The organism is Streptomyces sp. NBC_01618 (assembly GCF_045209435.1).
Lineage (GTDB): Bacteria > Actinomycetota > Actinomycetes > Streptomycetales > Streptomycetaceae > Streptomyces.
Map to the genome: position 1 here is coordinate 637,776 of NZ_CP109297.1, position 23,353 is coordinate 661,128.

Consider the following 23,353-nt stretch of genomic DNA (forward strand, 5'->3'; position numbering starts at 1 on the left):
CGGAACGGGCGGTGCACGGCCTAGGATCGGGCTGTGGCCGTCTTCCGGATCGAGCGCTTCACGCATCTGCCCACGGCCGAGTCCTGGTGCCGGGTGACGGATTGGGGACGGCACGCGGCGACGGTGCCGCTGACCAAGATCACCGTCCCCACGGGGCTGCCTACCAGGATGGGGACTGTCTTCGTGGCGCGTACCGGCGTGGGTCCGCTGGGTTTCGACGATCCGATGGAAGTGGTGCGCTGGACCCCGCCCACCGCCGGGCGCGCGGGGCTGTGCCGGCTGGAGAAACGCGGTTCGCTGGTGCTGGGCCGGGCGTCGATCGATGTGTATCCGACGGATTCCGGATCCCATGTGGTGTGGGTGGAAGAGCTGAGTGTCCGGCTGCTGCCGCGGTGGGTCGATCCGCTGATCGCCGCGGCGGGCCGCCGGGTCTTCGGCCGGGTACTCGACAGCATGCTCGGTCGTTAGGCCCGGCCGCGCCCGTGGCGCACGGGCCGGACATGGGGCCCACGACGGCGCGCTGCGGCGGGGTGGTCCGCGTACCGCCGTTCGGCGCCCTCCGACGGGCCCGTGCGGTGATCCGGTGGAAGACTCGGCGAGTGACCGAATCCTCCGGTGCTGCGGGGCTGCGTTGTCTGGTGACCGGTGCCTCCGGGTACATCGGCGGCAGACTGGTGCCCGCACTTCTCGAAGCCGGCCACCGGGTGCGTGCCTTCGCCAGGACCCCGCAGAAGCTGCGTGACCATCCGTGGGCGGACCGGGTCGAGGTGGTGAAGGGCGATGTCTTCGATGCCGCTTCGGTGCGGGTGGCGATGCGGGACATCGATGTGGCGTACTACCTGGTGCACGCGCTCGGTTCCGGACCCGGATTCGAGGCGAGGGACCGCGAGGCGGCCCGGATCTTCGGTGAGCAGGCGCGGGCGGCGGGGGTCGGCCGGATCGTGTACCTCGGCGGGCTCACCCCGGCCGGGGTGCCCGAGCGGGAACTGTCACCGCATCTGCGGTCGCGGGCCGAGGTGGGGCGCGTTCTGCTGGATTGCGGGGTGCCGACGGCCGTGCTGCGGGCCGCGGTCGTCATCGGATCGGGCTCGGCCTCATTCGAGATTCTGCGGTATCTCACCGAACGGCTGCCGGTGATGATCACCCCGAGCTGGGTGCGCACGTCGATCCAGCCGATCGCGGTACGGGACGTGCTGCGGTATCTCGTCGGCTGCGTCCGCCTGCCGGCCGAGGTGAACCGTACGTTCGACATCGGCGGCCCGGAGGTCATGACGTACCGGGACATGATGCAGCGTTACGCCAAGGTCGCCGGCCTGCCGCATCGGGTGATCCTTCCCGTACCGGTGCTCACCCCGGGGCTCTCCAGCCTCTGGATCGGGCTGGTGACACCGGTGCCGCCCTCCATCGCCCGGCCGCTGGCGGAGTCGCTGCGCCATGAGGTGATCTGTCACGAACATGATATCGACGGTTATGCACCTGCTCCGCCCGGCGGCACCATCGGCTTCGACCAGGCACTGCGGCTGGCGCTTCAGCGGATCAAGGATGCCCGGGTCGACACCCGCTGGTCGTCCGCCGCGGTACCCGGCGCCCCCAGTGACCCGTTGCTCACCGACCCCGACTGGTCCGGCGGCAGTCTCTACCGCGACGAGCGGGAACTGACCGTGCCGGTGACGCCGGACGCGCTGTGGCGGGTGATCGAGGGCATCGGCGGCGAGAACGGCTGGTACTCGTTCCCTCTCGCCTGGGCCGTACGCGGCTGGCTCGACCGGATCGTCGGCGGCGTCGGACTGCGGCGCGGGCGGCGGGACGCGCAGCGGCTGCGGGTGGGCGACTCATTGGACTTCTGGCGCGTGGAGGAGATCGTGCCGGGCACGCTGTTGCGGCTGCGCGCCGAGATGCGGCTGCCGGGACCGGCCTGGCTGGAACTGTCGGTGGACCGTGACGAGCAGGGAAGGACCGTCTACCGGCAGCGGGCCCTGTTCCATCCGCACGGCCTGCTCGGCCATGCCTACTGGTGGAGCGTATGGCCGTTCCACTCGGCGGTGTTCGGCGGTATGGCCCGCAACATCACCGCGGCCGCACGGACCGTCCCGCAACACCATTCCGCATAACTCCCTTACATGCAGCGACATCTGATAGAGCGACAGCTATGGTGTGCGCAACCCGTACGGTGCCGTACGCCGTCGACCGACCTCATGGGAGGTGCGATCCGTGCCACGCCGACTCCGTTCCGTGGGCCTCGATTTCGTCGAGTCCGCCGCACTGCGACTGGTCTTCGCCGCCGAGGTGTCCGCGCCTCCCGAGGCGGTCTACCGCGCGCTCGCCGACGATGTGGCGGGCTGGCCGAGCTGGTTCACCTCGGTGACGGCGGCCCGGCCCACCGAGGAGGGCGCGGGCCGCGAGGTCCGACTCAGGGGCGGCACGGTGCTGCGCGAGTCGATCCTCGCGGCGGAGCCCGGCGAGCGGTACGCCTACCGGGTCGATAAGTCCAACGCCCCTGGCCCGAAAGCCCTGGTGGAGGAGTGGCGGCTCACCCCGGCCGGGACCGGGACGCGGGTGCGGTGGACGTTCGCCGCCGACGGTTCCGCGCCCTTCCGGTTCGCCCTGCGGCTGGCCCGGCCGGGAATGGGCCGGGCGTTCCGGAACGCGGTACGCAATCTCGACCGGCGGCTGGCCGCGCCCGCGGCCTGAGGGCGACTGGGGCTTGAGTGCGACCGCGACCTGAGCGCGCCTGCAGCCTGAGCGCGCCCGCAGGCCGGGCGCGACGCGCTCCGTCCGTACTATTCGGGCCAGTTGCCGCTGCTCAGGAAGGAGTCGATGGTCCGCATGTACGGCGCGATGTCCAGGCCCTGTTCGGCGAGCCAGCTGTCGGAGTAGTACTTGTCGAGGTAGCGGTCGCCCGGGTCGCAGAACAGGGTGACGACGCTGCCGGCGGTGCCCTGTTCGACCATCTCCGCGACCAGTTTGAACGCGCTCCACAGCCCGGTGCCGGTGGAGCCGCCCGCCTTCCGGCCGATCGCCCTCTCCAGGGTGCGCACGGCCGCGACACTGGCCGCGTCCGGCACCTTCATCATCCGGTCGATGGCCCCGGGCACGAAGCTCGGCTCCATCCGGGGCCTGCCGATGCCCTCGATCCGGGAGCCGCAGTCGCTGGTGGCCAGGAGGTCGTGGTTCGTCCAGCCGTCGAAGAAACAGGAGTTCTCCGGGTCGGGCACACAGATTCGGGTGTCGAACTGCATGTAGTGCACATAGCGGGCGATGGTCGCCGAGGTGCCGCCGGTTCCGGCCGTGGCGACGATCCACGTCGGCTCCGGGTAGCGCTCCAGCCTCAGCTGCTGGTAGATCGACTCGGCGATGTTGTTGTTGCCGCGCCAGTCGGTGGCCCGTTCCGCGTAGGTGAACTGGTCCATGTAGTGACCACCGGTGTCGGCGGCCAGCATGGCGGACTCCTCGTACAGTTTCCGCGAATCGTCGACGAAGTGGCAGCGGCCGCCGTGGAATTCGATCAGCCGGCACTTCTCGGGGCTGGTGGTGCGGGGCATCACGGCGATGAACGGCACACCGATCAGCTTGGCGAAGTAGGCCTCCGAGACGGCCGTCGAGCCACTGGACGCCTCGATCACCGGCCGGCCCGGCCGGATCCAGCCGTTGCAGAGCCCGTAGAGGAAGAGCGAGCGGGCCAGCCGGTGCTTGAGACTGCCGGTGGGGTGTGTCGATTCGTCCTTGAGGTAGAGGTCGATGCCCCAGGTCTCGGGCAGCGGGAAGCGCAGCAGATGGGTGTCGGCGGAACGGTTGGCGTCGGCCTGGACCTTGCGGACGGCCTCCTTGAGCCAGGCCCGGTACTCGGGATCGGAGCGGTCGATGTCGATGGTCGCCGCGATCCGACCGTCGTCCGTGTGCTTTGCGGTGCCCATCAACGCGTTCCTCCTCGTATCGCCGGACTCTCGCCCTCAACGATATTCCCCCTACCTGCAGAAACGTTCACTTTGATTCCCCATAGCCCGGCCTTGGCCCGGCCGGACGGGACGGCCGCCGCATTGCTCCGGGACGCGGCCTGGCGCGCCGGTCCCGGATGCGTGCAGACTTCCCGACAGAAGCGTTGCGAAGGGGGCGAAGCAGCCATGCCGGAAACGGAGTTCAGCGCGACGGGGGTACGGATCGAGCGGTGGGCCCGCTCGCTCACGAGGGCCGGGCAGGTGATCGTCAAGGACGGCAGGCTGGCCCTGCTGACAAGCTACGGACGGGAGATCGACAGCGCCCCGGTGGTGGCGGTGAGCGCGGGCAGGCCGTGGTTCGCCGGAGCGGGGGCTGCCGTGGCGCGCTTCAACGGGACGCGGTACCGGCTGACGATGGGGCAGCGCAACCACGGTCAGGACACGGCCGGACCGGCCCGCCGTTTCCTCGAAACGCTGCGGAGCGCGGGCGGCCGGATGATCTGACGGGCAACCCCGCCGGGGCAGCGCGAGTTGCGGAGCCGTGACCCCTGAGCGACATTGGTCACACGTCACTCATGGTTCACCAGTGGTGACACTGAGATCTGCCACCGCCGGTCCGGATTCAGCAGTCCGCCAACCGCTGGATCCGCCCCTCTCGTCTTCTTCCGGACCTAATTTCGGGGAGTCGCAGCCGTGATCAGCGAGCCAAGCAGGCACTGCACGGTGGAGCTCCAGGCCCTGCCGTCGCGGATCGGTCAGGTCCGCAGAATCGTTTCGGCGCAGTTGCGCTACTGGCATCTCGATCCGTTGATCGACCATGCGGCGCTCGGCGTCACCGAACTGCTGACCAATGTCCATCGGCATGCCCAGCCGGACAAGTCATGCACCGTCGAGATCGAGTTGCTGCTCGAACGGCTGACGGTCTCCGTCCACGACCACGACCCACGGCTGCCGACCGTGCGCGACCCCAGTACGTCCAGCACGTCGGGGCGCGGGCTCGCGCTGATCGCCGCGGTCAGCGAGAGCTGGGGCGTCCGCCCGAGCGGCGGGGCCGGGAAGGTCGTCTGGTTCACCCTTCCGGCACCTCCTCCCCTGTTCACCGGGCGGCCACCGCACTCGGTGTACGGGGCGACCACGGACGGGCCGTTCGAGCCGGACGCCGTCACGTATCTGGAGAGCCGTACGCCCTCCGTCGCCCGGTCGGCGGTGGTCGGGTAGCGGAAATGGAGGAGCGGGGCGTCGAACGGCGCCCCGCTCCTCCATTTCCGCGCGCTGTTCGGCGCTTGTCCGTGCGCTGTTCGGCGCTTGTCCGTGCGCTAGTCGGTGGCGATCGCGCGGAGCACGTCCAGCCGTGCCGCCCGGGCGGCGGGCCGCCGGCCCGCCAGCGCCCCGGCGGTGATCCCCACGAGGGCGATCACCAGGAGCCGCAGCGGCGGCAGCGCGAAGGTGAAAGCGGTGCCGCCCGCGGATGCCTCGACCAGCACCCAGCCGAGGAAGCCGCCGAGCAGCAGACCGCCCGCCGTGCCGAACGCGGCGACCATGACTGACTCCGAGCGGACCATGGACCGCAGCTGGCTCCTGGTCTGCCCGACGGCCCGCAACAGGCCCAGTTCCCTGGTGCGTTCGTGGACGGCCAGCGTGAGCGTGTTGGCGATGCCCAGCAGGGCGATCAGTACGGCGAGGGCCAGCAGGGCGTAGACCAGGGTGAGCATCATGTCGATGCCGCCGGCCGAGGACTGTGCGTACTCGCTGCGGGTCTGTACGTCCGGGTTGCCGTACGCCGCCGCGGTCTTCGCGACCGCCGCCTTGCCGTCGGCGGTGGACACGCCGGGCTTGAAGGAGACGGCGATCAGCGAGTCGGAGTCCTGGGCGCGGTGCGGGGCCCAGGCCTGGCGGGAGATGACGTAGTCGCCCGCCAGTTCCGGCCGGTCGTAGACGGCGCGGACCGCGAAGTTCTGCCGGGTGCCGTCGGTGAAGGTGAGCCGGGCGGTGGAGCCGGTGTGCAGTCCGCGCTTGCCGGCCTCGGCGGCGGACACCGCGATCCCGTTCGCGCCCAGCCCGTTCAGCGATCCGTCGACCCGGCCGAGGTCGAAGACCCTGCCGAGCGCGGCCGGGTCGGTGACGGTCAGGGCGCGTCCGGCCCCGTCGACCTCGGCGACGCCTTTCCCGAGGCCGACGGCGGTCGCGACCTCCGGCAGCCGGTCGACGGCCGGGGCGAGCCGGGCGCTGAGGCCGCTGCCGCCCGCACCGAAGGCGGGGGCGCTGATGGCGACGTCGCCCGCGAAGGAGCGGTCCACCGTCTGGTTCATGGTGGCCTTCAGCGAGGCGCCGAAGACGGTGAACAGGGAGACCACGGCGACGCCGATCATCAGCGCGGTCGCGGTGGACGCGGTCCGTCGGGGGTTGCGCAGGGCGTTGCGCCGGGCCAGCCGCCCCGTGACGCCGCGCAGCCGGTCGAGCGGAGCTCCGAGGAACCGTACGGCGTACGAGGAGGCGACCGGTCCGAGCACCACGAACGCGGCGAGCACGAGTACCGCACCGGCGGCCGACAGCGGGCCGGACGGGCCGGCCGACACGCCGGTCAGGATGGTGCCGATGGAAGCGGCCAGCAGTACGAGCCCGGTCAGGGTACGGGTCCGGGATGCCGCGGAGTCGTCCACGGCGCTCTCGCGCAGGGCGGCGAGCGGAGCGGTGCGACCGGCCCGGACGGCGGGCAGGAGGGCGGAGCCGAGGCAGACGAGGACACCGACGGCGAGCGGCAGCAGCAGGGATCCGGCACCGATCACCAGCGGGCCCCCGGGGAACGGGAATCCGATGGCCGGGAAGAGCGCCCGCAGCCCGGCGGCAATGCCGAGGCCGCCGGCCAGACCCGCGGCGGAGGCGATCGCGCCGACCGCGCCCGCCTCGACGAGGCTCGCTCCGACGACCTGGCCGCGGGAGGCACCGAGCGCGCGCAGCAGGGCGTTCTCGCGAGTCCGCTGGGCGACGACGATCGCGAAGGTGTTGTGGATGGAGAAGGTGGCGACGAGCAGCACGATCCCGGAGAACACCAGCAGCAACGTGGTGAACAGGCTGAGGAAGGCGCCGGAGATCATGTCCCGGTCCTCGGCGGCCGAGGCCTGTCCGGTGATGGCCTCGACGCCCTTGGGCAGTACGGGGCGCAGTGCGTCGACGAGTTCCTGCTGGCTGACGCCCGGGCCCGCGCGCACCTGGATGGTCGAGGCCTCGCCGGGCTTCGGCGTGAGGTGCTTCTCGGCGTCGGCCTGCGTCATCGCGGTGTAGGTGACCTGCCCCATGCCGTCCTGGCCGCCGAAGGTCGCCAGTCCGACGATCGTGACGCGTACCGGGTCGGGGGTGCGCAGCACGGTGGTGTCGCCGATCCTGAGCCCGCCCCGGTCGGCGGTGCCGCGGTTGACGACGACCTCACCGGGTGCGGCGGGGGCGCGTCCGGCGGCGAGTCGGTACGGGTTGAGCTGCGGGTCGTCGATCCAGTTGCCGGCGAGGGTGGGCGGCCCCTGGCCGCCGACGGGTTTGCCGTCGGAGCCGATGAGCTGGCCGGCGCCCTGGATGTCGGGGGCCGCGGCGGCGACCCCGGGGATCTGCTCGATCCTCTTCACAAGTGCGGTACTCACCGGCTGCCGGGTGCCCCGGGACTCGCCGGCGACGGTGATGACGTCGGTCCCGCGCACAACGGCGTCGGTGCCGGCGGTGGCGTTGCCGAACATGGTGTCGAAGCTCGCGCGCAGGGTGTCGCCCATGACGAGCGTCCCGGTGAGGAACGCGACGCCGAGCAGGACGGCGACGAAGGTGCCGCAGAAGCGGCGCTTGTGGGCGCGGAGCGAGGAGATGGTCAGGCGCACGGAGGCCCTGGGGCTAGTCATGGCGTCAACGCCTTCGTGAGGGGTGGGGGGCGAAGGACTTGAACCGGTCGAGTACGCGCTCCGCCGTGGGGTCGGGCATCCGGTCGACGAGTCTGCCGTCGGCGAGGAAGACGACCTCGTCGGCGTGGGCGGCGGCTACCGGGTCGTGGGTGACCATGACGACCGTACGGGCGGTCTGCCGGACGGTGCGGCCGAGCAGCCGGAGCACCTCCTGGCTGGAGCGGGAGTCGAGATTGCCGGTCGGTTCGTCTGCGAAGACGACATCGGGGCTGCCCGCGAAGGCCCGTGCCACGGCCACCCGCTGCTGCTGTCCGCCGGACAGTTCGCCGGGCCGGTGGTGCAGCCGGTCCCGCAGTCCGACGGTGTCGATCAGTGCGTCGAGCCACTCCGGGTCGGGGCGCTCGCCCGCGAGATCCAGAGGAAGGGTGATGTTCTCCGCGACGGTAAGCGTCGGCAGGAGGTTGAAGGACTGGAAGACGAAGCCGATCCGCTGTCGGCGCAGCAGAGTGAGCCTGCGGTCGTCGAGGGCGCTGAGGTCGGTGTCGCCGATGAAGGCGGAGCCGGAGGTGAGGGGGTCGAGTCCGGCCGCGCAGTGCATGAGGGTGGATTTGCCGGAGCCGGAGGGCCCCATGATCGCTGTGAAGCGGCCGGCCGGGAAGTCGACGCTCACCCTGTCCAGGGCCCTGACCCGGGTGTCTCCCGTGCCGTAGAGCTTCACGGCGTCGACGACCCGGGCTGCGGCGGCGGACGTGGGGGTGGGAGTGGGCTCGGAGGTGGGGACGGTGGTCGTCATACCACTCCCCCCTTGCTGCCGCGGCCGAACTGTTCGTCGAGGACGGAGATCCGGCGCCAGTACTCGTCCTCCTCGATCTCCCCGGCCGCGAAGCGGCGGCCGAGCAGTGTGATCGGTGACGGTTCGGCGGGGCGCTCCTGGGTGGCACGGGCCTGCCAGGGGCCGCGTCGGCCGCGCAGGACCGTGCGGCGCAGGAGAGTGACGCCGCCGATGACGACGGCCGCCCAGAAGAGCGGGAAGAGGAGGATCCAGGGTCCGGGTCCACCGCTGTACGCCAGGGTGTTCATCTCGGTCAGCTCCCTCGGTTCAGGGTTCGCGGTCAGGTTTTCCTGACGACTCCGAGCCTGGCCCCGGAAGGGGTCCCTAGTCGTCGTACGGCCAGCGGCCGTGCGCGTACCCCCTCGGGAGTACGCGCCGGATCGGCGGCTGCTCCCGTTGTCGGGCCGGGAGCACCGGGGCAGATGTGCCGGAAGGCCGGTCGTTCATCGGTTTGAATGCGTCGATCGCGTTCGTCACCGTGCTGATGGCGGTTCATCAGATGGCGCGAACTCGCGATTGTCAGCTGGTCGGGCCGGTTGGGCGTGGATACGGTCGTTCGCGTCGTCCGGGAAGGGCGGCACCCGTCGTGTGCTGCGCGCACCCCGGCCGTCCCGGCCGTGATGCGCTGGTACGGATCACGCTCGGGCGGCTCCATGGGAGTGGACAGGAGTTCTGTAGGTCGTAAGACCGTCGCGGTGATGGCCGCGGCTTTGGCGTCGCTGGGCGCGGGGAGCGGCGTGGCCGCGTCCGCGGCCACCCCGGCCGCCACGTCGTGCAGCGGGGCCGAGTGCCCCAGCCTGAAGCCGGCCAGGCTCACGACCAGCCAGGCCACCCTGAATGTCACCCAGATGCAACTGGAGAACATCCAGGCGATGGCGTCCGACGCCGTGACCGGGGAGCCCATCCGCGGTGCGAAGATCGTGTTCGCCACCATCGGCGGCCGGACGCTGGGGGCGGCGTACACCGACTACGACGGCGTGGCGTCGATCACCGCCCCGGAGAACCTGGGTCCCGGAACCCTTCAGGAATTGCTGGGCGGTTACGAAGCCGCGCTGGTCGGCGACGGCATCCACGCCCCGGTCGGGGCCCACGGAGCGATCACCGTCGGCACCGACCAGGGTCCCGGTGTCCCGAACGCACCGTGCGCCATCTGCAGTGACCGCGGGCTCAAGCAGGACGTGGTCCCGGTCGACTGGAGCCGGTGAGGATGCGGCTCTTCCACCGGCGGTCCCGGGCGGCCGACCACGGTGCCCCGGCCCGTCGTCGGGCCGGGGCGCGGGAGAGTGGCGCCGCGGCCCCCGTCGGTGCGGTCAACGGTCACGCGGTCCTGGCGACCGTGGCCGCGCTGCCCATCAGTACCTGGCGCTATCTCTGGGAGCCCGAGGACGTACGTCACCTCGGGCCGATGGCCCAGGACTGGCAGGCCGCCTTCGGCTTCAACCAGGACGACACCACCATCCCCGTCGTCGACGGTCTCGGCGTCGCCCTGGTGTGCGTCCAGGCACTGCACCGCCGCGTGGAAGAACTCACGGCCGAAGTGGATCGTCTGCGAGAAGCCACGAGCGTGAACACGCCCGAGGCCGCGTGACGACGCCGGACGACCCGCCGTGATGCTCCAGCGGTAGGAGGGGCGGGCGGCCAGTGCCCACGGCCGCGTTCCAGGCCGGGCACCGTCCCAGGGGCGCCGCCCGATCCCTGAGAGGGCTTCAGGAAGTCGGCCGCTGCGGGACACTCATCGCGATCCAGAAGGCAGGACCCCATGACAGGACCGGACACCTTGACACGGCGCGACACCGTGACGGAACCGTCCGAGGTGACGGATCCGCCGTCACCGGTGTGTACGGACGCGATCTGGCGGCTTCCGGTGACGGTCTGTCGCATCACCCAGTTCCTGGGTGAGCGGACGGCCGGCGCCTTGCTGGAGCGCGCCATCGCCTCCACCGGCGACACGTTGAAGCCCTCCATGATCGGAGACCGGGAGGTGGTCCCCGACCTTCGCCGGTCCCGGTCGTGCCAGGACTTCGCCGCGCCCGAGTTGACGGCAGCCGTCGATGAGGTGCTGGAGGCGGTCGAGCACACTCTGGGCGTCTCCTGCCAGTACACCGAACCCAGCTACGGCCTCAACGTGCACAACGACGGCGATTTCTACCGGCCGCACCAGGACACCAGCGCCGAGTACGCCCCCCGGCGACTGCTCACGTTCGTCTATTACCTGCATCGCACACCCCGGCCTTTCGACGGGGGCGAACTGCGGGTGTTCGACGTAGCCCTGCCCCTGCACACCGAGACAGCCGGGAAGTGGGAGGAGCGCACCTGGCGGGACTGGGAGCCCGAGCACGACAGCATCGTGTTCTTCCGGCCCACCGCCTGGCACGAGGTACGGCCGGTCGGCTGCCCGAGCAAGCAGCACGCGGACAGCCGCTTCGCCATCAACGGCTGGCTGTGCAGCCCCGACCCCGCGAACCGCGGCGGCTGAGCACCGACGGCCGCCCCCCTGGCCCGTCACGCAAGCGCGGCCAGCGGATCGTCCAGCACCGGCTGCCAGGCGAGTTCCGCCGCGCCCACCAGGCTGTTGTGGTCGAGCGTGCACGGCAGGATCGGCACACTGCCGCTGCGCCCCCACAGGCTGCGGTCGGCAACCACCGCGCGCAGCCGCTCCGGATCCGCGTCGAGCAGGGCGCGGTGCAGTCCGCCGAGGATGATGCGGTCGGGGTTGAGGATGTTGACCAGCCCGGCGAGCCCGAGGCCGAGCCGGTCGATCAGCTCCTCGGCCGCGCCCCGCACCGCCGCGTCGTCGTACTCCGTACGCAGCAGATCGCCGGCCTGCTTGAGCAGTGACTCCTCCGGACCGGGTTCGCGGCGGGCGGTGATCAGGAAGGCCAGCGGGTCGGTCTCGACGTCCAGGCAGCCGCGACCGCCGCAGTAGCACGGCCGGCCCTCCGGGTTCACCGTGACATGACCGACCTCCAGGGCGAGTCCCGAACTCCCGGTGTGCAGACGGCCGTCGAGGACCAGTGCGCCGCCCACGCCGCGGTGCCCGGTGGCCACACACAGCAGGTGCTGGGCGCCGCGCCCCGCACCGTGCCGGTGCTCGGCGAGTGCGGCGAGGTTGACGTCGTTCCCGGTGAACGCCGGTCCGGGGATGCCCGCTTCCCGTACCCGGTCGGCGAAGATCTCGCGCACCGGGGCGCCCGCGGGCCAGGCGATGTGCAGCGGGTTCAGCGCGGTGCCTTCCGGTTCGGCGACTGCGGAGGGCACCGCGAGACCCGCGCCGACGCAGCGCAGTCCGCTCTCCCTCAGCAGCCGGGCGCAGTCGTCGACGACGTCACCGATGACCTGGGCCGGGTCCGCGGTGACGGTGGCACAGCTCGGGGTGGTGGCGACGAGCCGTCCGCCGAGCCCGACGAGCGCGGCCCGGAACCCGTCGGCGTGCACCTGGGCGGCGATCGCGACGGGGCCGGACTCCCGGATGGCCAGCCGGTGCGAGGGGCGGCCCTGCGAGCCGGCGGCGGAGCCCGGGCGGGAGTCGACCCGGATCAGGCCGAGCGCCTCCAGTTCCGCGGCGACCGCACCGGCCGTCGCGCGGGTGACGCCGAGCTCGGAGGTGAGGACGGCGCGGGTGGGCGCGCGTCCGGTGTGGACCAGTTCCAGCGCGGGTCCGAGCGCGCTGCGGCCCCTCTCCAACTTTGTCCGGGTGGTGGTCACCTTGCCGTTCATGGGGGCGAGTCTCCCATGGTCCGCGGGCGTTGCCGACGCCCCGGTGGCGCACGTGCGCCTCGCGCGTCCCCGGCGGGCGGCCGTCTTGCGCCCGTTGTCCGGACGCCCCTATGCTGAATTTGTGCCGCAAGTGAACAAATTGCGGACGGCCCTGCCGGGGGGACCGGGCGCAAACACCGCCCCGCCTTCGTCGGCCCGCCTCCGTACCGCGCTGACCGTGTTCTTCGCCCTCGACGGCTTCCTCTTCGCCGGCTGGGTGGTCCGTATCCCGGCCATCAAGCACCAGACCGGTGCCTCGGCCGCCACTCTGGGGCTCGCCCTGCTCGGCGTATCCGCCGGGGCCGTGGTGACCATGATGCTCACCGGCCGGCTGTGCCGGCGCTTCGGCAGTCATCCGGTGACCGTGGTCTGCGGCGTTCTCCTTTCCCTGAGCATCGCCCTGCCCGCGCGGACGCATTCGGCGCTCGCGCTCGGCCTGGTGCTGCTGGTCTTCGGCGCCGCGTACGGCGGGATGAACGTGGCGATGAACAGCGCGGCCGTCGACCTGATCGCCGCCCTGCGGCGCCCCGTGATGCCCAGCTTCCACGCCGCGTTCAGCCTCGGCGGCATGGTCGGCGCCGGGCTCGGCGGCCTGGTCGCGGGCGGCCTCTCCCCCGCCACGCATCTCCTCGTCCTCACCGGGGTCGGACTCCTGGTCACCGCGGCGGCCGGCCCGGTGCTGCTGCGCACTCCGGCACCGGAGCCCGTGTCCACGGCCGACGCCGCCGAGGTAGCGCGGCGGCCGGCCGGGCGGGCCCGTCGCATGGTGCTCCTGTTCGGTGTGATCGCGCTCTGCACGGCGTACGGCGAAGGCGCGCTGGCCGACTGGGGCGCCCTCCATCTGGAACAGGACCTGCACGCCCACCCGGGCGTCGCCGCCGCCGGATACTCCCTGTTCGCGCTGGCCATGACGGCCGGTCGGCTCAGCGGCACGGTACTGCTCGAACGGCTCGGCCAGACCCGGACCCTCGTCGCCGGCGGCACGACGGCCGCCGCCGGGATGCTCCTCGGCTCGCTCGCCCCGACCACCTGGTCGGCACTCCTCGGTTTCGCCGTCACCGGTCTCGGACTGGCCAATATCTTCCCCGTCGCGGTGGGCCGGGCGGGCGAGCTGGCCGGGCCCGGCGGAGTGGCCGCCGCGTCGACGCTCGGGTACGGCGGGATGCTGCTCGGGCCGCCCGCGATCGGCTTCCTGGCCGACTGGTTCTCCCTACCGCTGGCCCTCACCACGGTGGCGCTGCTGGCCACCGCTGCCGCCGCGCTGGGATACGGAGCACGCAACGCCGCGCACGCCCGAGAGGCCTGCCCTGCCGCACAAAAGGCCCCGCCGGGCAGCCCGGGTCGCTGACACAATCAGAACCATGGAGATCACGGATCACATCAACACCCTTGCCGCCGAGGGCCACTTGCTGGCGGCTGCCGCCGAGGAAGCGGGAACCGACGCGCCCGTGCCGACCTGTCCGGACTGGCAGGTACGCGATCTGCTCCGGCACACCGGGCTGGTGCACCGCTGGGCGACCGCCTTCGTCGTCGAGGGCCACACCTCGTTCCACCCTTACGGCGAGGAACCGGATCTGGACGGGCCCCAGTTGCTCGACTGGTTCCGCGAGGGCCACGGCCTCCTGGTCGACGCTCTGAAGACCGCACCGGCCGGACTGGAGTGCTGGACCATCATGCCCGCCCCGTCGCCGCTGGCGTTCTGGGCCCGTCGACAGGCGCACGAGACCACGATCCACCGGGTGGACGCGGAGTCGGCACGCGGTGGACGGCTGTCAGCGGTGACTGCCGATCACGCGGCGGACGGCATCGACGAGTTGCTGCGCGGCTTCCACAGCCGCCCGAGGAGCAGGGTGCGTACCGACACACCACGCTCCCTGCGAGTGCGGGCCACCGACACCGACACCGCCTGGACCGTGCGGCTCTCGACACAACCGCCGCAGACCGTACGGGATGACGCGTCTTCCGAAGTAGCCTCCGTGGACTGCGAGTTGATCGCCACGGCCGAAGAACTCTATCTGACGCTGTGGAACCGGCTGCCACTCACGGCGATCACCGTGACCGGAGACCCGGAACCGGCGCGGATCTGGTCAAAGAACTCCGGAATCTGATCACACCGGCGGGCCGGGGCGGGACGACGCCGGACGAGGCGCTCAGCCCCCCGGCCCGTTCAGTATCCGGCGAGCACGGACCTCTGCAGCGGCTTCACCTCGGCGTGCCATGCCCGGCCCTTCGCCGTCAGCTCGACCCTGACGCCCCGGCGGTCCTCGCTGCACATCCCCCGGCACACGAGCCCGTCCTTCTCCAGCCGCGCGACGAGGCGGGACAGCGCGCTGACCTTCCCCTCGCTGAACATTCAGGCGGCCAATGGGGTGGACGACGACGAGCAGGACATGGTCTCGGGCCTGCTGAACACCTCGATCCAGGTCAGCGGGGCGATCTTCCTGGCGATCGTGACCGCGGTGATCACGGCGCACGGCAGCGGTGACGGATCCCGGCAGGCAAGTCCTGGACAGCTACCGGCCGGGTCTGGTCGTGGTGACCGCGGTCGCCCTCGCCGGGCTGCTGATCACGCTGACCGGGCTGCGGAGCGGCCGGCCCGTGCAGCACACCGTGCTGGTCGCCTCGTCCGCGCGGGACCGGGCGGCTGCGGCCGAGGCATCTGCGGTACCTACCGCGCAGAAGGTGTCCGTGCGGGACTGATCTCCCGAGGAGGAACACACGGTGGCCGACGGGGAGTCCTCCCCTGTCGGCCACCGCGTGCGTGACGCTCGGCCCGGGGGCGTGCGGTCAGCCGAGCCAGCCGGGGCGCACAAGCCCCGACTCGTAGGCGAACACCACGAGTTGGGCCCGGTCGCGGGCGCCGAGCTTCACCATGGTGCGGCTGACATGGGTCTTGGCGGTGAGCGGGCTGACGACCAGCCGTCGGGCGATCTCCTCGTTGGAGAGCCCTATGCCGACGAGCGCCATCACCTCCCGTTCCCGTTCGGTGAGTTCGCTCAGCCCGGTGGCCGCCGCGGGTTCCTTGGACCGGGCCGCGAACTCGGCGATCAGCCGGCGGGTGACCCCAGGTGAGAGCAGGGCGTCGCCGGCCACCACCGCGCGTACCGCCCGCAGCAGTTCCTCCGGTTCGGTGTCCTTGACGAGGAAGCCGGAGGCGCCGGAGCGGATCGCCTCGAAGACGTACTCGTCGAGCTCGAAGGTGGTGAGCATGACCACCTTCACGTCGCGCAGTCCGGGGTCCTCGGTGATGGCGCGAGTGGCGGCGAGGCCGTCGAGACACGGCATCCGGATGTCCATCAGCACGGTGTCCGGTTGCAGTTCGCGCACCATGCGTACGGCCTCCTCGCCGTCGGCGGCCTCGCCCGCCACCTCGATGCCGGGCTGGGCGTCCAGCAGGGCCCGGAAACCGGCCCGGACCAGCAGCTGGTCGTCGGCGAGCAGTACGCGGATCACGGTGTCTCCTCCTTGGGCGCCGCCGCGCCGGGTGAGTCGGACAACAGTGGAAGCTCGGCCAGCACCCGGAAGCCGCCGTAGGACCGGGGGCCCGCCTCGATCGTGCCACCCAGTGCGGCGGCGCGCTCCCGCATGCCCGCCAGTCCGTTGCCGCTGCCGCCCGCGTCGTTGCCGGTGGCGGGTCCTTCGTCGTCGATACGGAGCCGGATGCGGCCGGGCTCGTAGCCGATCCGGACCTGCGCGGTGCGCGATCCGGAGTGCCGGACCACGTTCGTGAGCGCCTCCTGGACGATCCGGAAGGCGGCGAGATCCGCGCCGGGCGGTACGGCGCCCCGTACCCCGTCGGTCTCGACGGTGACGGTCAGTCCGGTGCTCGCCGCCTGTTCGACGAGTTCGGGGAGCCGGTCGAGTCCGGGAGCCGGGGCCCTGGGAGCGTCTCCGGGGGTACGCAGTGTGTCGAGGACCTGACGGACCTCGCCCAGCGCCTCCCTGCTGGCGGCCTTGATGGTGGTGAGGGCGGTACGGGCCTGCTCGGGGTCAAAGTCCAGCAACGCGAGCCCGACGCTCGACTGGACGTTGATCACGGAGATGCTGTGGGCCAGGACGTCATGGAGCTCACGCGCCATCCGCAGCCGCTCCTCGTCGGCCCGGCGCTGCTGGGCAGCCTCCCGTTCCGCGCGCTGGTCCGCCCACTGCTCACGGCGTACGCGGACGAACTCGGCGGCGGCGACGATGGCCACCACCCAGGCGGCGATGCCCAGCTCCTGTCCCCAGGGAGCGGCGTGGCCGCCGGTCGGCGGAAGCCAGCGGTAGAGCCAGTGGGCCACCAGGACGTGCCCCAGCCACACCATGCCGACGGCCGACCAGGCGGCCCCCCGGTGGCCGGCGACGACGGCACTGAAGCAGCCCACGGCGACGGCCAGGAAGACCGGCCCGTACGGATATCCGGCGGCCAGATAGACCATCGCCGCGGCCGACGCCCCGAAGACAGCCACCACGGGGTGGCGGTGGCGCAGCACGAGCACGGCGACGGCCAGGAAGAGCAGCAGCCGCGCGAAGAGGTCCAGCGGCGCCCGCTCGTCCACCTGTCCCCGGGCCGCGATGGTCGAACCGATCATGACGACGGCACCGAGCAGGATCGTCGACGGCCAGGGCAGCCGGGAGGCGGAGTGTCCCGGCTCCCCCGTCAGCCACCGCGGCGGCTCCCCGTGGCCCCAGTGTGAGCGTTGCTCTTCCATGGCGGCCACGCTAGACGGCGGACCGCGGCGCAGGCGTCAGCCGGGCGTGGTGATCACCCGTACTCCCTGTGGAGTACGGCGTACGGACGGGCGGAGGACGACGGACGGACCGGTCGAGGACGACGGACGGACCGGTCGAGGACGATATACGCACCGGTCGAGGACGATATACGCACCGCTGGCGGACCCTAGCTGCCGCGGGGGCCGAGCAGCCCGACCGTGCGGGCCAGTTCGGTGACGGCCTCCCGGAAGAAGACCTCCCGGGCCTCCACCACCCGGTTGAACTGGCCGAAGATCTCGAAGGAGATCAGCCCGAACAGCTGTGACCAGGCGGCGATCAGCGGGGCCGCGACGCCCGGAGGGAGGCCGGGAGCGAATTCGGCGACCATCCGTCCGGCCTCGGCGCGCAGTTCGGCGGCGAGTGGCGGCACCGCGAGGCCGTCCGTGCGGTAGGCGTCGCCGACGATGGTGATCAGGACGCGGCCGACGCGGGAGGCGGGTCCGATCGTGGCCTGCGGTGCGGTGTAGCCGGGCACGGGCGAACCGTAGATCAGGGCGTACTCGTGGGGGTGGGCCAGGGCCCAGTCACGTACGGCGCCGGCGACCGCGGTCCAGCGTGCGAGGTGCGGGGCGGCGTCGGCGACGGCGGCCCGGTGAGCGGCCTCGGCGGTCTCGCCCACGGCGTCGTACGCGTCGACGATCAAGGCCGTGAGCAGCTCGTCCCGGCTGGGGAAGTAGCGGTAGAGCGCGGAGGACACCATGCCGAGCTCCCGTGCGACGGCGCGCAGTGAGAGTTTCGCGGCGCCCTCGGCCGCCAACTGATTCTTCGCCTCGCCCTTGATGGCGGCGGTGACCTCGATACGGGCCCGTTCCCTGGCTCCTCGGACAGTGCTCATGGGCTTCAGTCTGCCACGAACAGAGAGCACCGACCAATGACGAGAGCAGCGCTCTTGCATTTGAGCACCGCCCCCGTGCACACTACTCTCAAGCGAGAGCACCGCTCTCAAAACGTGAGGGAGTCACCATGTCTCAGCCGTACTACCTTCAGGGCAACGCCTTCAACGTCCGGATGAACGGCGTCATCGGCTGGCTGGCCCGGCACGGCGTCAGCCTTCAGGGCTCGGTCGAACTGTCGGTACGCGGCCGCAAGAGCGGGCAGCCGCAGCGCATACCCGTGAACCCCCACACCCACCAGGGCGCGCAGTACCTGGTCTCCGCGCGCGGCCACTCCCAGTGGGTGCGCAACATGCGGGCGGCCGGCGGCGGCGAACTGCGGGTGGGCCGGAGGGTCCGCACATTCACAGCCGTGGAGATCGCGGACGACGAGCAGAAGGCGCTCGTCGTCCGCACCTACTTGGAGCGGTGGGGATGGCAGGTCAATCAGTACTTCCAGGGCGTCGCTGCGAAGTCCACGGACGCCGAACTCCTGGCAGCCTGCCCGGACCACCCCGTCTTCCGGATCACCGTGGAGGACTGACCCGTAGCGGCCGGCCCCTCCCGGGCAACCCGGCACCCGGGTTCCCGAACTCCAAGCACTCCAAGAACTCCAAGCACCCCGAGCACCCCGGGTGTCAGGGCCTAACGGTCCATCGCCGACAGCGCCCGCTGCGCCAGCGGATGCGTACGGACCAGCTCGGCCAGCGAGGTCGTGCCCCGGGTGACCCCGGCGAATGCGTTCCAGGCCGGGCGGAAACCCGTCAGCACCGCGTGCAGCACCCCGGGGCGGCGCTCGAAGAGCTTCAGCATGCGCCGTCCGACGCCCATCTCGACACCCAGACCGGCCTTGATGGCGAAGGCGTAGTTCAGCGCCTGGCGTCGGGCGTCCACCGCATCGTGCGATTCCGCGATGCGCACCGCCCACTCACCCGCGAGCCGCCCCGACCGGAGCGCGAAGGAGATGCCCTCGCGGGTCCACGGCTCCAACAGTCCCGCCGCGTCGCCGCACACCAGCACCCGCCCGCGCGACAGCGGCGAGTCGTCGCTGCGACAGCGCGTCAGATGCCCGGAGGAGATCTTCGGCTCGAAACCGGCGAGACCGAGCCGGGCGATGAAGTCCTCCAGGTACCGCTTGGTGCCCGCGCCGTCGCCCCGCGCCGAGATCACACCGACGGTGAGGAGATCACCCTTGGGGAACACCCAGCCGTAACTACCGGGCATGGGCCCCCAGTCGATGAGCACCCGCCCCGCCCAGTCCTCCGCGACCGTCTCCGGAACCGGGATCTCCGCCTCCAGGCCGAGGTCCACCTGGTCGAGCTTCACCCCGACATGAGCGCCTATCCGCCCCGCGCTGCCGTCCGCGCCGACGACCGCGCGGGCGAGCACCGTCTCACCGCCGGACAGCACCAGGGCGACCGTGCGCCGGTCCGGCACCGCGGCGCCGTGCTGCTCGACCCTTGTCACCGTCGCTCCGGTACGGAGTTCGGCGCCCGCCTTCTGCGCCTCCTCGACCAGTCCCGCGTCGAACTCGGGGCGGTTGATGAGCCCGAAGAGCATCCGCTTGGAGCGACGGGTGCGCGCCAGCCTGCCGTTGAGCGAGAACGTGACCGCGTGGATGCGGTCCCGCAGCGGCAGTTCGAATCCGGGCGGCAGCGAATCACGCGAATACCCGATGATGCCGCCGCCACACGTCTTGTAGCGGGGCAGCTCCGCCTTTTCGAGGAGCAGTACCCGTCGGCCGGCGACCGCCGCCGCGTATGCCGCGGATGCTCCGGCCGGTCCGCCACCGACTACGACGACGTCCCACACGGACGACTCTTCGTGCTCATGCCCGGCGTCTGCGTTCTCGCTGCTCACGATGTGCTTCTGCTCCCGATCCCACCAATGGCCCATGCTGCTCACGGCATCCTACGGCGCGCCGGGCCCGCCCCCCTCTGTGGGAGGATCGACCGTACGTTCGTCCTCCATGCAACGCCGCACAATTGGTGTACATGTAGCCGGATTCGTACACGTAACATCGCACCCACAAGGAGCGTGCCCATGACCGCCCGTCCGATCTCCGAGACCATTGCCTCGCTGATGCCCCGCGCCAAGACGGAGCTGGCCGAGCTGGTGGCCTTCCAGTCGGTGGCGGATCCCGCGCAGTTCCCGAAGAGCGAGTGCGAGGCGGCCGCGAACTGGGTCGCCGACGCGCTGCGCGCAGAGGACTTCCAGGACGTCGCCCTGCTCGACACCCCCGACGGCACCCAATCGGTGTACGGCTTCCTGCCCGGCCCGGCAGGTGCCCCGACCGTACTGCTCTACGCGCACTACGACGTGCAGCCGCCGCTCGACGAGTCCGCCTGGCTCTCCCCGCCGTTCGAGTTGACGGAGCGGGACGGCCGCTGGTTCGGCCGCGGCTCCGCGGACTGCAAGGGCGGCTTCGTCATGCACCTCCTCGCCCTGCGCGCCCTCAAGGCGAACGGCGGCGTCCCGGTCTCCGTCAAGGTGATCGCCGAGGGTTCCGAGGAACAGGGCACCGGCGGTCTGGAACGTTACGCGGAGGCGCACCCCGAGTTGCTGACCGCCGACACGATTGTCATCGGCGACACGGGCAACTTCCGGGTCGGTCTGCCGACGGTCACGGCGACGCTGCGCGGCATGACGATGCTGCGCGTCACGCTCGACACCCTCGAAGGGAACCTGCACTCCGGTCAGTTCGGCGGCGCCGCCCCGGACGCACTGGCCGCGATGATCCAGCTGCTGGCGTCGCTGCGCGCCGAGGACGGCACCACGACCGTCGACGGTCTCGCCACGGACTCCGAATGGGACGGACTGCAGTACCCGGAGGCCGAGTTCCGCAAGGACGCGAAGGTCCTCGACGGCGTCGGTCTGATCGGTACGGGCACGGTCGCCGACCGGATCTGGGCCCGGCCCGCCGTCACCGTCATCGGCATCGACTGCCCCCCGGTTGTCGGCGCGACCCCCTCGCTCCAGGCGAGCGCACGCGCACAGATCAGCCTGCGCGTGCCGCCGGGCCAGGACGCGGCTGCGGCGACCGAGCTCCTGACCGCCCACCTCAAGGCGCACGCCCCCTGGGGGGCGAGGGTGTCGGTGGAACAGGTCGGCCAGGGCCAGCCGTTCCGCGCGGACACCTCCAGCCCGGCGTACACGTCGATGGCTCAGGCGATGGAGGCCGCGTACCCCGGCGAGAAGATGCAGACGTCCGGCATGGGCGGCTCGATCCCGCTCTGCAACACCCTCGCCGCTCTCTACCCGGAGGCCGAGATCCTCTTGATCGGCCTGAGTGAGCCGGAGGCACAGATCCACGCGGTGAACGAGAGCGTGTCACCCGAGGAGCTGGAGCGGCTGTCGCTCGCCGAGGCGCTGTTCCTGCGGAACTACGCGGCATCCAAGCAGATCTGATCTCCCGTCATCCGTTCGACCCCGCAGGCTTCCGGCTCATGCCCGGGGCTTGCGGGGTTCCGGGCCGTCCACGCAGCCGGGCTACGCGCTGAGCGAAGCTCGCCCAGAGCGTAGATCCGGTCGCCGGGCGGGCGGGGTCACGTACGTTCGACGTATGGATCTCGTCGAGGTACTTCCCCAACTGCACATGTTCCGCTTCCGCATCGGCCAGGCATATCTGTGGCGCGACGGCGCGGACCTGACCCTGATCGACGCGGGCGACATCGACGCCGCGCCCGCGATCGAGGACGCCGTGCGCAGCCTCGGCCTGGACCCTGGCCGCATCTCCCGGATCGTGGTCACCCACGGGCACCGCGACCACTACGGCGCCGCCCAGGAGCTCGCTGATCGGCACGACGCCGAGGTCCTGGCCCATCGCCTGGACGCCCCGGTGATCCGTGGCGAGGAGGAGATCGCCGACCCGGTCCTGCTGGACTGGGAACGCCCGTTGTACGAGCACGGGCTGACCGTGCCGCCGGCCCCGCCGACCCGTGTCGACCGCGAGCTGGCCGATGGCGACGAGATCGGGTTCGGCTCGGGGGCCCGGGTGGTCCACTCCCCCGGCCACACCCCCGGCTCCATCGGTATCCATCTGCCGCACCACGGTGTGCTGTTCACCGGCGACTGCGTGGCCGCGGTCGACCGGGTGATGCTGGGCGTCTTCAACATCGACCGGGCGCAGGCCGTGACTTCGTTCCGACGGCTGGCCGCACTGGAACCGGCCACGGTCTGCTTCGGGCACGGCGATCCGCTCACTGTCGACGCCGCCACGACGCTGCGCGCCTCAGCCGACCGGGACTCCGGCCTCCAGGTTGAGCACGGTTGACCGCTCCCGGGCTCGTAGCGCCCAGCGCAGCCGTTCGTACCGGGTGGGGGGCAGCATCGTGGCCGCCTCTTCCTCGGTGACGAACCGCCAGCCGCGCAGCTCCGAGCCGGGCAGCAGCAGCCGTTCGGCGTCCGCGCGGGGCAGCAGACCGCCGTCGAAGAGCATCCGCAGCCCTCCGTAGCCGGGTGGTTTCGGCTCCTCCCAGTCGATGACGAGGAGTTTGGGCACCCGGTCGAGGTGAATGCCTATCTCCTCGGCCACTTCACGGATCCCGGCCTGTGCGGGTGCCTCGCCGGCCTCGACTATTCCGCCCGGGAACTCCCAGCCGGGCTTGTACGTCGGGTCGACGAGCAGCACCCGATCGCGTTCGTCGAAGAGCAGTACACCGGCCGCAACGGTTTCTGCGGTCGGCTCGGGCGTCTGCACGATCTCGCACGCGGTGGCCGCTCCGGTGCGGACCGCCTCGGCCATGCGCTCGGCGGTCTCGTACGGGGTGAGCGCGCTGGTGTCGATGGTGTGGGCGTCCCGGGTCAGCCAGCCGAGTGCCGCCCGGTAGGGCTCGATGTGCTCGTAGGCCCACTGCCGGATCCGTTCGCTGTGCTCCGGGTCGTCGGCGTACTCCACCCGGTCGGCTATCCGTTTGCGCAGGATCGTTTCCTCAGGTGAGAGCACGACGTGGCGCACCGGAATGCGCCGCGAGGCGAGCCCTCCGAAGATCTCGTCGCGGTACTCCTGTCGCAGCAGAGTCATCGGCACCACCAGCACCCCGGACACCTCGGCGAGCAGAGCCGCGGCGGTGTCCACCACCAGGCGCCGCCAGATCGGCAGGTCCTGGAAGTCGGTCACCTCGGCAAGTCTCTTCTGGGGCAGCAGATACCGCAGCCCCGCGCCGATCAGCTCGGGGTCGTAGAACGTGCTGTTCGGGATCAGATCGACCAGCTCGCGCGCGGCGCTCGTTTTTCCCGCGCCGAACGCACCGTTGATCCAGACGATCACGGTTCCCCCTCTTCCGTAGCCCCCTGTGGCTTGCCCGCAACACCCTGCCGCGAAAA

Annotated in this window: 23 protein-coding genes and 2 pseudogenes; 14 read left to right on the forward strand and 11 right to left on the reverse strand. The window is 71.4% G+C overall.

Annotated elements, in window-relative coordinates; translation table 11 throughout:
• The first annotated feature begins 33 nt into the window (after positions 1-33).
• The 3 genes from OH735_RS02930 to OH735_RS02940 all read left to right on the forward strand — a co-directional run bounded on the left by OH735_RS02930 (position 34) and on the right by OH735_RS02940 (position 2,691).
• A complete protein-coding gene (locus OH735_RS02930; RefSeq protein WP_406379192.1) occupies positions 34-468 on the forward strand; it encodes an SRPBCC family protein in 435 nt (144 codons plus the stop codon).
• Positions 469-500: 32 nt separating this feature from the next.
• A complete protein-coding gene (locus OH735_RS02935; protein WP_406379194.1) occupies positions 501-2,111 on the forward strand; it encodes an SDR family oxidoreductase in 1,611 nt (536 codons plus the stop codon).
• 100 nt (positions 2,112-2,211) lie between these two features.
• Entirely contained in the window at positions 2,212-2,691 is a 480-nt protein-coding gene (locus tag OH735_RS02940; protein WP_406379196.1) for an SRPBCC family protein, read from the forward strand.
• 89 nt (positions 2,692-2,780) lie between these two features.
• On the opposite strand, the gene OH735_RS02945 is transcribed toward OH735_RS02940, so the two are convergent.
• Positions 2,781-3,914, reverse strand: a complete 1,134-nt coding sequence (locus OH735_RS02945) for a PLP-dependent cysteine synthase family protein (protein ID WP_406379198.1) — start codon at positions 3,912-3,914, stop codon at positions 2,781-2,783.
• Positions 3,915-4,121: 207 nt separating this feature from the next.
• Here OH735_RS02945 and OH735_RS02950 point away from each other — a divergent pair, with 207 nt between their 5' ends.
• The gene (locus OH735_RS02950) at positions 4,122-4,439 is read left to right on the forward strand and encodes a hypothetical protein (protein ID WP_406379199.1); all 318 of its coding nucleotides are present in this window, start codon (positions 4,122-4,124) and stop codon (positions 4,437-4,439) included.
• A 189-nt stretch (positions 4,440-4,628) separates the two neighbouring features.
• On the forward strand, positions 4,629-5,153 hold the full coding sequence (locus OH735_RS02955) for an ATP-binding protein (protein WP_406379201.1): 525 nt from the start codon (positions 4,629-4,631) through the stop codon (positions 5,151-5,153).
• Between the two features lie 98 nt (positions 5,154-5,251).
• Here the strand turns inward: OH735_RS02955 and OH735_RS02960 are convergent, their stop codons facing one another.
• The 3 genes from OH735_RS02960 to OH735_RS02970 are packed head-to-tail and all read right to left on the reverse strand — an operon-like array spanning position 5,252 to position 8,896.
• Positions 5,252-7,816, reverse strand: a complete 2,565-nt coding sequence (locus OH735_RS02960; RefSeq protein ID WP_406379203.1) for an ABC transporter permease — start codon at positions 7,814-7,816, stop codon at positions 5,252-5,254.
• Positions 7,817-7,820: 4 nt separating this feature from the next.
• On the reverse strand, positions 7,821-8,609 hold the full coding sequence (locus OH735_RS02965; protein WP_406379204.1) for an ABC transporter ATP-binding protein: 789 nt from the start codon (positions 8,607-8,609) through the stop codon (positions 7,821-7,823).
• Positions 8,606-8,896 carry an SHOCT domain-containing protein gene (locus OH735_RS02970; protein ID WP_406379206.1) on the reverse strand — a complete coding sequence of 97 codons (291 nt, stop codon included), beginning with the start codon at positions 8,894-8,896 and terminating at the stop codon, positions 8,606-8,608. The genes OH735_RS02965 and OH735_RS02970 overlap by 4 nt, the downstream gene beginning before the upstream one ends.
• A gap of 450 nt (positions 8,897-9,346) precedes the next feature.
• Between OH735_RS02970 and OH735_RS02975 the strand changes: the two genes are divergently transcribed.
• The 3 genes from OH735_RS02975 (at position 9,347) to OH735_RS02985 (ending at position 11,124) form a co-directional block, all read left to right on the forward strand.
• Entirely contained in the window at positions 9,347-9,853 is a 507-nt protein-coding gene (locus tag OH735_RS02975; RefSeq protein WP_406379208.1) for a hypothetical protein, read from the forward strand.
• A gap of 2 nt (positions 9,854-9,855) precedes the next feature.
• The gene (locus OH735_RS02980) at positions 9,856-10,236 is read left to right on the forward strand and encodes a tail fiber domain-containing protein (RefSeq protein ID WP_406379210.1); all 381 of its coding nucleotides are present in this window, start codon (positions 9,856-9,858) and stop codon (positions 10,234-10,236) included.
• A gap of 171 nt (positions 10,237-10,407) precedes the next feature.
• Positions 10,408-11,124, forward strand: coding sequence for a 2OG-Fe(II) oxygenase (locus tag OH735_RS02985; RefSeq protein ID WP_406379212.1), 717 nt, complete (start codon positions 10,408-10,410; stop codon positions 11,122-11,124).
• Positions 11,125-11,150: 26 nt separating this feature from the next.
• Here OH735_RS02985 and OH735_RS02990 read toward each other — a convergent pair whose 3' ends face one another.
• A complete protein-coding gene (locus OH735_RS02990) occupies positions 11,151-12,365 on the reverse strand; it encodes an ROK family protein (protein WP_406379214.1) in 1,215 nt (404 codons plus the stop codon).
• A gap of 121 nt (positions 12,366-12,486) precedes the next feature.
• Between OH735_RS02990 and OH735_RS02995 the strand changes: the two genes are divergently transcribed.
• Positions 12,487-13,752 (forward strand): MFS transporter, encoded by a 1,266-nt coding sequence (locus OH735_RS02995; protein WP_406379215.1) that lies wholly within the window; start codon positions 12,487-12,489, stop codon positions 13,750-13,752.
• 13 nt (positions 13,753-13,765) lie between these two features.
• A complete protein-coding gene (locus tag OH735_RS03000) occupies positions 13,766-14,512 on the forward strand; it encodes a maleylpyruvate isomerase family mycothiol-dependent enzyme (RefSeq protein WP_406379217.1) in 747 nt (248 codons plus the stop codon).
• A 59-nt stretch (positions 14,513-14,571) separates the two neighbouring features.
• Here the strand turns inward: OH735_RS03000 and OH735_RS03005 are convergent.
• Positions 14,572-14,736: pseudogene (locus OH735_RS03005) on the reverse strand (MarR family winged helix-turn-helix transcriptional regulator); the annotation flags it as partial.
• Between OH735_RS03005 and OH735_RS03010 the strand changes: the two are divergent.
• Positions 14,732-15,104, forward strand: a pseudogene (locus OH735_RS03010) (MFS transporter); the annotation flags it as partial. The pseudogenes OH735_RS03005 and OH735_RS03010 overlap by 5 nt on opposite strands.
• 87 nt (positions 15,105-15,191) lie before the next feature.
• Here OH735_RS03010 and OH735_RS03015 read toward each other — a convergent pair.
• The 3 genes from OH735_RS03015 to OH735_RS03025 all read right to left on the reverse strand — a co-directional run bounded on the left by OH735_RS03015 (position 15,192) and on the right by OH735_RS03025 (position 17,991).
• The gene (locus OH735_RS03015; RefSeq protein ID WP_406379219.1) at positions 15,192-15,857 is read right to left on the reverse strand and encodes a response regulator; all 666 of its coding nucleotides are present in this window, start codon (positions 15,855-15,857) and stop codon (positions 15,192-15,194) included.
• Positions 15,854-17,095: a sensor histidine kinase gene (locus OH735_RS03020; RefSeq protein WP_406379221.1), complete on the reverse strand. Its 1,242-nt coding sequence runs from the start codon at positions 17,093-17,095 to the stop codon at positions 15,854-15,856. The genes OH735_RS03015 and OH735_RS03020 overlap by 4 nt, the downstream gene beginning before the upstream one ends.
• Before the next feature lie 188 nt (positions 17,096-17,283).
• Positions 17,284-17,991 carry a TetR/AcrR family transcriptional regulator gene (locus tag OH735_RS03025; RefSeq protein WP_406379223.1) on the reverse strand — a complete coding sequence of 236 codons (708 nt, stop codon included), beginning with the start codon at positions 17,989-17,991 and terminating at the stop codon, positions 17,284-17,286.
• 128 nt (positions 17,992-18,119) lie between these two features.
• Here OH735_RS03025 and OH735_RS03030 point away from each other — a divergent pair, with 128 nt between their 5' ends.
• Positions 18,120-18,572 carry a nitroreductase family deazaflavin-dependent oxidoreductase gene (locus OH735_RS03030; RefSeq protein WP_406379225.1) on the forward strand — a complete coding sequence of 151 codons (453 nt, stop codon included), beginning with the start codon at positions 18,120-18,122 and terminating at the stop codon, positions 18,570-18,572.
• A gap of 101 nt (positions 18,573-18,673) precedes the next feature.
• On the opposite strand, the gene OH735_RS03035 is transcribed toward OH735_RS03030, so the two are convergent.
• A complete protein-coding gene (locus OH735_RS03035; protein WP_406379226.1) occupies positions 18,674-19,888 on the reverse strand; it encodes a geranylgeranyl reductase family protein in 1,215 nt (404 codons plus the stop codon).
• A gap of 183 nt (positions 19,889-20,071) precedes the next feature.
• Here OH735_RS03035 and OH735_RS03040 point away from each other — a divergent pair, with 183 nt between their 5' ends.
• Positions 20,072-21,436, forward strand: a complete 1,365-nt coding sequence (locus tag OH735_RS03040) for a dipeptidase (RefSeq protein ID WP_406379228.1) — start codon at positions 20,072-20,074, stop codon at positions 21,434-21,436.
• 154 nt (positions 21,437-21,590) lie between these two features.
• Positions 21,591-22,301: an MBL fold metallo-hydrolase gene (locus OH735_RS03045; RefSeq protein WP_406379230.1), complete on the forward strand. Its 711-nt coding sequence runs from the start codon at positions 21,591-21,593 to the stop codon at positions 22,299-22,301.
• Here the strand turns inward: OH735_RS03045 and OH735_RS03050 are convergent.
• On the reverse strand, positions 22,260-23,297 hold the full coding sequence (locus tag OH735_RS03050; RefSeq protein ID WP_406379231.1) for an NUDIX domain-containing protein: 1,038 nt from the start codon (positions 23,295-23,297) through the stop codon (positions 22,260-22,262). The genes OH735_RS03045 and OH735_RS03050 overlap by 42 nt on opposite strands.
• Positions 23,298-23,353: the final 56 nt, after the last annotated feature.

Excerpts from the sequence above, each read along its gene's own strand:
- OH735_RS02970 (WP_406379206.1), bottom strand. The coding sequence starts at position 8,896 with ATGAACACCCTGGCGTACAGCGGTGGACCCGGACCCTGGATCCTCCTC.
- OH735_RS03020 (WP_406379221.1), bottom strand. The coding sequence starts at position 17,095 with ATGGAAGAGCAACGCTCACACTGGGGCCACGGGGAGCCGCCGCGGTGG.
- OH735_RS03025 (WP_406379223.1), bottom strand. The coding sequence starts at position 17,991 with ATGAGCACTGTCCGAGGAGCCAGGGAACGGGCCCGTATCGAGGTCACC.
- OH735_RS03040 (WP_406379228.1), top strand. The coding sequence starts at position 20,072 with ATGACCGCCCGTCCGATCTCCGAGACCATTGCCTCGCTGATGCCCCGC.
- OH735_RS02945 (WP_406379198.1), bottom strand. The coding sequence starts at position 3,914 with ATGGGCACCGCAAAGCACACGGACGACGGTCGGATCGCGGCGACCATC.
- OH735_RS03000 (WP_406379217.1), top strand. The coding sequence starts at position 13,766 with ATGGAGATCACGGATCACATCAACACCCTTGCCGCCGAGGGCCACTTG.
- OH735_RS02950 (WP_406379199.1), top strand. The coding sequence starts at position 4,122 with ATGCCGGAAACGGAGTTCAGCGCGACGGGGGTACGGATCGAGCGGTGG.
- OH735_RS02975 (WP_406379208.1), top strand. The coding sequence starts at position 9,347 with ATGGCCGCGGCTTTGGCGTCGCTGGGCGCGGGGAGCGGCGTGGCCGCG.
- OH735_RS03030 (WP_406379225.1), top strand. The coding sequence starts at position 18,120 with ATGTCTCAGCCGTACTACCTTCAGGGCAACGCCTTCAACGTCCGGATG.
- OH735_RS02980 (WP_406379210.1), top strand. The coding sequence starts at position 9,856 with ATGCGGCTCTTCCACCGGCGGTCCCGGGCGGCCGACCACGGTGCCCCG.
- OH735_RS02960 (WP_406379203.1), bottom strand. The coding sequence starts at position 7,816 with ATGACTAGCCCCAGGGCCTCCGTGCGCCTGACCATCTCCTCGCTCCGC.
- OH735_RS02985 (WP_406379212.1), top strand. The coding sequence starts at position 10,408 with ATGACAGGACCGGACACCTTGACACGGCGCGACACCGTGACGGAACCG.
- OH735_RS02935 (WP_406379194.1), top strand. The coding sequence starts at position 501 with ATGGGGCCCACGACGGCGCGCTGCGGCGGGGTGGTCCGCGTACCGCCG.
- OH735_RS03045 (WP_406379230.1), top strand. The coding sequence starts at position 21,591 with ATGGATCTCGTCGAGGTACTTCCCCAACTGCACATGTTCCGCTTCCGC.
- OH735_RS02990 (WP_406379214.1), bottom strand. The coding sequence starts at position 12,365 with ATGAACGGCAAGGTGACCACCACCCGGACAAAGTTGGAGAGGGGCCGC.
- OH735_RS02965 (WP_406379204.1), bottom strand. The coding sequence starts at position 8,609 with ATGACGACCACCGTCCCCACCTCCGAGCCCACTCCCACCCCCACGTCC.